Origin of the sequence: Hansschlegelia zhihuaiae (genome assembly GCF_004103825.1) — a bacterium.
Classification (GTDB): domain Bacteria; phylum Pseudomonadota; class Alphaproteobacteria; order Rhizobiales; family Methylopilaceae; genus Methylopila; species Methylopila zhihuaiae.
The window spans coordinates 147179-154761 of the sequence record NZ_RYFI01000004.1 but is presented as its reverse complement, the minus strand read 5'-3'; the positions used below and the strand labels follow the sequence as shown (position 1 = coordinate 154761).

The window sequence follows — 7583 nt, the reverse complement described above, 5'->3', positions numbered from 1 at the left end:
CGCGGAGGTGAGGCCGCCCGCCGAGGTCATGAACATCAGCCGGGCGGCGTCGTCCTCCGGCAGGTTCAGCTCGTCGCGCACCTGCGCCACATAGGCCGCGAGCACCGGCGTCAGATAGGCGTCGACCACGGTCGTGTCGCCGCGCCCGACGATCTTGGGAAGCCCCGAGACCTCGTGGCTGACCGAGACCTGCGCGAAGCCCATCTCGCGCGCGAGCCTGGCGACCGCCTGCTCGTGCCCGGGCCAGGCGTAGGCGTGCATGAAGACGATCGCGAGCGCCTCGACGCCGTCGGACTTCAGCATCTCGAGCTCAGTCCGGACATTGTCGAGATCGGGCGCCGCCTCGACCGTCCCGTCGGCCAGCACGCGCTCGTCGATCTCGACGACGCGGTCGTACAGCGGCTCCGGCCGCTCGATCTTCTTCGCGAACAGTTTTGGGCGCGCCTGGTAGCCGATGCGGAGCTGGTCGCGCAGGCCCTTGGTGATCAGCAGCGCCGTGGGCTCGCCCTTGCGCTCGAGCAGCGCGTTGGTGGCCACCGTCGTTCCCATCTTCGCCGCGCCGATCTTCTCGGACGGCACGGCCTCGTCGGGTTTCAGGCCGAGCGTCTCGCGCACGCCCGCGACGGCGGCGTCCCGATAGGCGTCGGGATTCTCCGAGAGCAGCTTGCGGACATGGAGCGTCCCGTCCGGCGCGCGGCCGACGACGTCCGTGAAGGTGCCGCCCCGGTCGATCCAGAACTGCCAGCGATCCGAACCCATCGCGCCCCGCTCATGTCCCGGCCTTGAGCCGGGACCCATATCCACAAAGCGGCGCGAGCGAAACGGCGCGCTTGGCGACACGTCGGTCATCGTCGAGTTTATGGGTCCCGGCTCAAGGCCGGGACATGAGGTTTACGCCTCACGCCCGCCGGATTGGCGCGCGCCTGCCGAGCGCGACCACCGCCACCACGCCGACGGCGAACAGCACCGTGCCGGCGTCGACCGGCTCCGACAGCACGAGCGCCGCGATCGCGAGCGTCACGAAGGTCTGCAGCAGCTGCACCTGGCTCACCCGCGCGACGCCGCCGAGCTTCAGTCCCGCGTTCCACGCGAAGAAGCCGACATACTGGCTCATCACGGTGACGTAGAGAAACGCGGTCCAGGCATCGGCGCTGACGGCCGAAAAGTCGGCCGGGGCGGTCCGGAACGCGACCGGAACCGATGCCGGAAGCGAGATCACGACCGCCCAGGAAATCACCTCCCAACCCGCCATGCCGCGCGCGACCTTGGCCGAGATCGCGTAGCCGACGGCGGCCGATACGACCGCGGCGATCAGCGCGAGCTCGCCGAGGCCAAGGCCGGCCTCGCCTTCGTCGCCCTTCCCGAGCGCGAAGCCCAGCACCAGCGCAGCCCCGAGCGCCGCGAAGCCCCAGAACCGGCCGGACGGCCGCTCGCCGTTGATCGCCGCGCCCGCGAGCGCCGTCGCGAGCGGCAGGATCGCGAGAATGACGCCGCCATGCGCCGAAGAGGCCCGGGTCATCGCGTAGGAGGAGAACAGCGGGAATCCCCACACCACGCCGAGCGAGACCAGCGCGAGCAGGCCGAGCGTCGGCGCGTCGGGGACTGGCCGCCGCAGCGCCGCCAGCACGGCGAGCGCGATCAGCCCGGCGCCCGCGGCGCGTCCGGCGGTCACGAAGGCGAAACCGAGTTCGGGCACCGCGACCCGGGTAGCCGGCAGCGTCGCGCCGAAGATCACGACGCCGATCACGCCGAGCAGCAGGCCCAGTCTTTCCTGTCGAACGTCCATCGCCGTCTGGTTTTTGATTGCCCCGGGGCCGGAGTGAAAGCGCGGCGCGCGACCCAAGACAAACGACGTTCGGCGATGGCCGCCATTTCAGGTGTTGATGTCGCGCTGCGGTCCCTCCCCCTTCAGAGGGGAGGGTGGAGGGGCGAAGCCCGGCCGGGTGGGATCGGCCAGGATCGAGCTTCATGCCCCAAGCCTCCTCCCGGTTCGGCGCTTCGCGCCGCCATCCCGCTGCCGCGGGGCAGCAAGGTCCGCGGCTAGCTCTCTCACGGAAGCCGCCTCGACGGCGATGCGTCCGATTCACCTTGGGACACTCATGCGCTAACGTGGGGCCTTCGGAGCGGGAGCCTTGCATGTCGTTTTGGGGAAAGCTCGGAGGCGCGGCGGGAGGCTGGATGTTGGGCGGACCGCTCGGCGCGATCGCGGGCGTGCTCGCCGGCCATTACCTCGTGGATCGTGAGGTCGACCCCGAGCAGGTCGCGGCCGAGGAGCGTGACGCCCGCAGCCTCGCCTTCACGATCGGCGTCATCGCGCTTTCGGCCAAGATGGCGAAGGCCGACGGCGTGGTCGCGCCGGTCGAGGTCGAGGCCTTCCGAAAAGTCTTCGCCATCGAGGACAAGGACCTCGAGGAGGTCCAGGAGGCGTTCGACCGCGCGACCTACGACGTCGCGGGGTTCGAGAGCTACGCCCGCCAACTCCACGGCCTGTTCAAGGACGAGCCGGCGACGCTGGAGGACGTGCTGCACAGCCTCGCGCACATCGCGGCGGCGGACGGCGCGATCCACGAGGCCGAGGTGCGCTACCTCTCCGAGGTCGGACGGCAGTTCCATCTCGACAAGGCGAGCCTGCGCCGGGCCTTCGGCCGTTACGTCCGGCTGCCCGCCGACGATCCCTACGAGGTGCTGGGCGCCGATCCCCGCGCCTCGGACGACGAGCTCAAGCGTCGTCACCGCGCGCTCGTCGCCGAGAATCATCCCGATCGCGCGACCGCGCGCGGCCTGCCGCCCGAGGCGGTCCACATCGCCACCTCCAAGCTCGCATCCATCAACGCCGCCTGGGACGCGATCCGCGCCGAACGGGCGATGGCGTGAGCGTCCTCCAGCCGGACAGCGCGCGCGTCGACGAGATCCGCCCGGCCGCCAACCACGACGAGCGGCGCGAGGGCAGGGCGCCGGACATCCTGCTGCTGCACTACACGGGGATGAAGACCGCCGAGGCGGCCTGCGAGCGGCTGGCCTCGCCCGAAGGCGGCGTCTCCTGCCACTACGTCGTTCTGGAGGACGGCCGGCTCCTGCAGATGGTCGCGGAAGACCGCCGGGCCTGGCACGCCGGCGTCTCGAATTGGGAGGGCGAGACCGACGTCAACTCCCGCTCGATCGGGATCGAGATCGTCAATCCAGGCCATGAATTCGGCTACCGCGACTTCCCCGCGTCACAGATTGAAACCGTGATCGAGCTCTGCCGCGACATTTGCGCGCGAAGGGGCGTTCAACCGGAGCGTGTGCTCGCTCATTCGGATGTGGCGCCGCAGCGAAAGCAGGATCCGGGAGAGAAGTTCCCGTGGGACAGGCTGGCCGCCGCGGGCGTCGGCCATTGGGCGCCGCCGGCGCCCCTCGCCGAGGGGGCGACGATCGTGCAAGGCGACGAGGGCGAACCCGTCGAGCACCTGCAGACCCTGCTTAGTCTCTACGGTTACGGGGTCGAGATCGACGGCCGATTCGACGCCGCGACTTCGGCCGTGGTGCGGGCCTTCCAGCGCCATTTCCGACCGGAGCGCGTTGACGGGGCCGCGGATTTCTCGACCTGCGCCACGCTCCGCAACCTGCTGGCCGCTTTGCCCGCTCGCTGAGGGGCTCCGCCCCGGTCTCGTCACCGCAGCGTCAAGAACCAAACAAAAGCTGGTCGAGCCGAGGTCAAATTTCTCCCGCGTAGGTCCATCCCGAACGTCACGTATCGGGAGTGTGAATATGCGTAAGACGACGATCGTCGTCGCTCTACTAGCGGCGACCGTCGCCTCGGCTCAAGCTCAGCCGAACTCTGCAAATCCTACTCGGGGAAGCTCTCATCTCAACAAAACTCAGCAGTCCGCGTCCATGACTGCGCCGCGTGGCGCAAAGTCTGAACGCTCCGTTAACGCGCGTGCGGCCACGGCCGTTCCGCAGCCGGCCGGCAAGCCGTTCGGCGCGCGTCCGGCGGCGGCGCCCGCCGCCGCCCAGCCGGCGCAACGGGCGCCCCCCATCCCCTCGCCGCGGCAGGCGACGCGGGGGACCCGCAGCGGGCGCACGACGCTCCGCACGGCCGTCCGCTCCGCCCAGGCGAAGCGCGTCCGGTCAGAGACCCGTCGGATGGCCTCGGCGCGCCGTCTCACCGCCAGGACCAGCACGGTGGCGCTGACCCGCGAGGTTCCGTCGCCGCAGATCGAGCGGCCGGCCGGCGATCTCGCCGCCGCGGCGCCCACCGGCTCGATCCAGGGCATGGTGACGGCCGCCGCGCAGCGCGCCGGCGTCAGCCCTGCCCTCGGCCATGCGGTCGTCAAGGTCGAGTCGATGTATCAACCCAGGGCGACCGGCAAGGGCGGCTATATCGGCCTGATGCAGTTGAGCTACCAGACTGCTCGCGGCATGGGTTTCCGGGGCAGCCGCCAGGCGCTCTACGAACCCTCGGCCAATCTGCAATACGGCATGCGCTATCTCGCGGAAGCCGTCCGAAAGGCCGGCGGAAACACCTGCGCGGCCGTGTCCAAGTATCAGGGCGGCCACGCCGTCAGGGGCGTGACCGCGGCCGGAGCAGTCTACTGCGCCAAGGTCCGACGCTTCATGGCGCAGGGCGGGTCTTCGAACGAGACGCTGGCCTCCCGGTGAGCCGGCCGGCCCTCCCGCCCAACTGGCGGGAGGGCCATTTCAGCTGCTTGCCTCTCTCATGGCGCTTGACCGCGTGGCGCGATCTCGCGCAACTGCCTTCGCCAGCCGGCCGGACGGCCGCTTCGCTCCTTCATCGGAGTGGAGAGGAAAGTCCGGGCTCCACGGAAGCACGGCGCCGGATAACGTCCGGCGGGGGCGACCCCAGGGAAAGTGCCACAGAGAGCAGACCGCCTTCGGCTTCGGCCGCGGGCAAGGGTGAAAGGGTGCGGTAAGAGCGCACCGCGCGACCGGCGACGGGAGCGGCACGGCAAACCCCGCCGGGAGCAAGACCGAATAGGGGCGACGCGCCGGCCGCGAAAGCGACCGGCAGGCCCGCTTCCGGGTCGTCGCCCGGGTTGGTCGCTCGAGGCGTCCGGAAACGGACGTCCCAGAGGAATGGCCGTCACGTGCGGGCCCGGGGCGACTTGGGTCCGCGCCATACAGAACCCGGCTTACAGGCCGGCTGGCGCCTTGCTCCGCCTCAGCCCGCGGAGCCTTTGTCCACAGCCTGCGAACAGGTTGTCCCGCCGTCCGTCACAGCGCCGGACGCTGCGGGCGGGAAGCGCGCAACGGCTTCTTAACCCTAACGAAGCTCTACTCTGATGCGTCGCGCGCCGGTCGCGACGCGGCCCTTGTCAGGTTGCGCGTCTTGGGCCGCGCTGCGCCGGCCCGACGGCCCGTTTCGTTGACGCCCATAAGGCCCCATGCTATCCCAAGCCATCCCGTCGAAACGGCGCGTTGACGGCTCTTCTCCACAGAGCTGGTTCAGTCCGTTCGCGGCCCATCCGGCCGCGGGCCTGGACTCTTGCGCGCTTTTTGCGGCGGCCTGGCCCGAACGGGGCGGCAGGACGGAGGCCGGGCTCGCCGGCGCAGGGGGCCATGGACCGCTACCTGTCGACCTTCTCCAACCGGCTCGACGCGAAGGGCAGGGTCTCGATCCCCGCCTCGTTCCGCGCGATCCTGACGCGGGACGGTTTTCCGGGCCTGCTCGTGCACCCCTCGCTGGACCTCGAGGCGCTCGACGCGGGCGGCGCGGCGCTGCTGTCGGAGATCGACCGGCTGCTCGCGACGCTTGCGCCCTATTCGGAGGAGCGCGACAGCCTCTCGACCGCCTTGCTAGGGATGAGCGAGGCGCTCAAGATCGACGGCGAGGGCCGCGTCGTGCTGACGGACAGCCTCAAGACCTATGCCGGGATCGGCGACGCCGTGGTGTTCGTGGGCCAGGGCTCGAAGTTCCAGATGTGGGAGCCGGAGCGCTTCCGGGCGCATCTCGCCGCGTCGCGCGAGAAGGCGCGGGAGCTGAAGCGCATGCTGTCTCGCGCGCCGGAGCATCGGCCGTGACCGCGCCCCATACGCCCGTGATGCTCGCCGAGGTGCTTTCGGCGCTGAGCCCGGCCGACGGCGAGATCCATCTCGACGGCACCTTCGGGGCCGGGGGCTACACGGCCGCGATCCTCGGGGCCGCGGACTGCCGAGTCATAGCGCTCGATCGCGATCCGACCGCGGTCGCCGCCGGCTACGAGCTGGTCGCCGCCTCGAAGGGCCGGCTGACGCTCGTCGAGGAGCGGTTCTCGAACCTGTCGGCCGCGCTCGACGCGCTCGGCGTCGCGGAGCTCGACGGCGTCGTGCTGGACGTCGGGGTCTCGTCCATGCAGATCGACCGCGCCGAGCGAGGCTTCTCGTTCCGCAACGACGGCCCGCTCGACATGCGGATGGGCGGCGAGGGCCCGTCGGCCGCCGATCTCGTCGCGACGCTCGACGACAAGGAGCTGGCGGCCGTCCTGCGCACGCTCGGCGAGGAGCGCCGCGCCGGCGCGATCGCCCGCGCCATCGTGGCCGAGCGCGCCGAGGCGCCGATCGAGACCACAGGCCGGCTCGCGCAGATCGCGGAAAAGGTGCTGGGCAGCTGGAACGACGGCATCCATCCGGCGACCCGCACCTTCCAGGCGCTCCGCCTCGCGGTGAACGACGAGCTCGGCGAGCTCGGCCGCGCGCTGTTCGCGGCCGAGAAGCGGCTCAAGCCTGGCGGAAGGCTGGTGGTGGTCTCGTTCCATTCGCTCGAGGACCGGATCGTCAAGACGTTCCTGGCCGACCGCACCCGCACCGCGCCGGGCGGCTCGCGCCACATGCCGCAGCAGGCGGTCGCGGCCGCGACCTTCGAGGCGCTGTCGCGCGGCGTGGTCAAGCCCGGCGACGCCGAGATCGCGCGGAACCCGCGCGCCCGCTCGGCGCGGCTCCGGGCCGCGCGCCGCACCTCCGCGCCCGCGCGCGGCGGCGACCCGTTCGCGTTCGGCGTGCCGCGGCTGCCGCTGCACGGCTTCTCCGGAGAGACGTCGTGAAGATCGCCCGCATCCTCAACGTCGTCGCGGTGATCGCGCTGATCGCCTCGGCCGTCTGGGTCTACCGCATCAAATACGACGCGACCCTGCACGCAGAGCACGCCGCCAAGCTCAAGCGCCAGATCGCGCAGGAGATCGACGCGGTCGCGGTGCTCAACGCCGAATGGGCCTTCCTCGCCCGGCTCGACCGCGTGCAGGCTTTCGCCGTCCAGCATCTCGACCTGAAGCCGCTGGTCCGCGAGCAGAACGTGCGTCTCGCCTCGCTTCCCGACCGGCCCGCGCCCGTCGACGAGATCGGCAAGAAGCTCGAGGCCCTCGGCCTGCTCGGCGAGGACGCCTCGATCGCGGTCGACAAGGAGCCGTCGGCGCCGGCGGTCAAGAAGCCCGCGGCTCCGGCCAAGAAGACCACCATCGCGGTGAAGCCGGCCTCGCAGCTCAAGGCGCCGGCCCCGCGCGTGCAGCCGCAGCCCGCGAGGCCGGCGGTCGCGCCGCCGCCCAAATCCAGCGGGCCGCTCAACCTCACCGACTTCCTCAAGAAGATAGGCATCGTCCGATGAACGG

Annotated in this window: 8 protein-coding genes and 1 other RNA gene; 7 read left to right on the top strand and 2 right to left on the bottom strand. The window is 70.9% G+C overall.

All coding sequences use genetic code 11. The features are described from left to right. Positions 1 to 759: hydantoinase/oxoprolinase N-terminal domain-containing protein (locus EK403_RS22985; protein ID WP_280986423.1), on the bottom strand; the 759-nt coding region annotated here is incomplete at its 3' end. Positions 760 to 898: 139 nt separating this feature from the next. After that, positions 899 to 1786, bottom strand: coding sequence for a DMT family transporter (locus EK403_RS06060; RefSeq protein ID WP_128776605.1), 888 nt, complete (start codon positions 1784 to 1786; stop codon positions 899 to 901). 350 nt (positions 1787 to 2136) lie between these two features. Here EK403_RS06060 and EK403_RS06055 point away from each other — a divergent pair, with 350 nt between their 5' ends. The 7 genes from EK403_RS06055 (at position 2137) to ftsL (ending at position 7579) form a co-directional block, all read left to right on the top strand. Next, the gene (locus tag EK403_RS06055) at positions 2137 to 2874 is read left to right on the top strand and encodes a TerB family tellurite resistance protein (protein WP_128776604.1); all 738 of its coding nucleotides are present in this window, start codon (positions 2137 to 2139) and stop codon (positions 2872 to 2874) included. Next, positions 2871 to 3632: an N-acetylmuramoyl-L-alanine amidase gene (locus tag EK403_RS06050; RefSeq protein ID WP_128776603.1), complete on the top strand. Its 762-nt coding sequence runs from the start codon at positions 2871 to 2873 to the stop codon at positions 3630 to 3632. The genes EK403_RS06055 and EK403_RS06050 overlap by 4 nt, the downstream gene beginning before the upstream one ends. Positions 3633 to 4128: 496 nt before the next feature. Continuing rightward, a complete protein-coding gene (locus EK403_RS22245) occupies positions 4129 to 4644 on the top strand; it encodes a transglycosylase SLT domain-containing protein (RefSeq protein ID WP_164919511.1) in 516 nt (171 codons plus the stop codon). 101 nt (positions 4645 to 4745) lie between these two features. Beyond that, positions 4746 to 5154, top strand: an RNA gene (gene rnpB / locus EK403_RS06040) — RNase P RNA component class A. Positions 5155 to 5562: 408 nt separating this feature from the next. Then, positions 5563 to 6024 (top strand): division/cell wall cluster transcriptional repressor MraZ, encoded by a 462-nt coding sequence (locus EK403_RS06035; RefSeq protein WP_128776601.1) that lies wholly within the window; start codon positions 5563 to 5565, stop codon positions 6022 to 6024. Continuing rightward, positions 6021 to 7022: a 16S rRNA (cytosine(1402)-N(4))-methyltransferase RsmH gene (gene rsmH / locus EK403_RS06030; RefSeq protein WP_280986419.1), complete on the top strand. Its 1002-nt coding sequence runs from the start codon at positions 6021 to 6023 to the stop codon at positions 7020 to 7022. The genes EK403_RS06035 and rsmH overlap by 4 nt, the downstream gene beginning before the upstream one ends. Continuing rightward, on the top strand, positions 7019 to 7579 hold the full coding sequence (ftsL, locus tag EK403_RS06025; RefSeq protein ID WP_128776600.1) for a cell division protein FtsL: 561 nt from the start codon (positions 7019 to 7021) through the stop codon (positions 7577 to 7579). Before rsmH ends, ftsL begins: the two co-directional genes overlap by 4 nt. Positions 7580 to 7583: the final 4 nt, after the last annotated feature.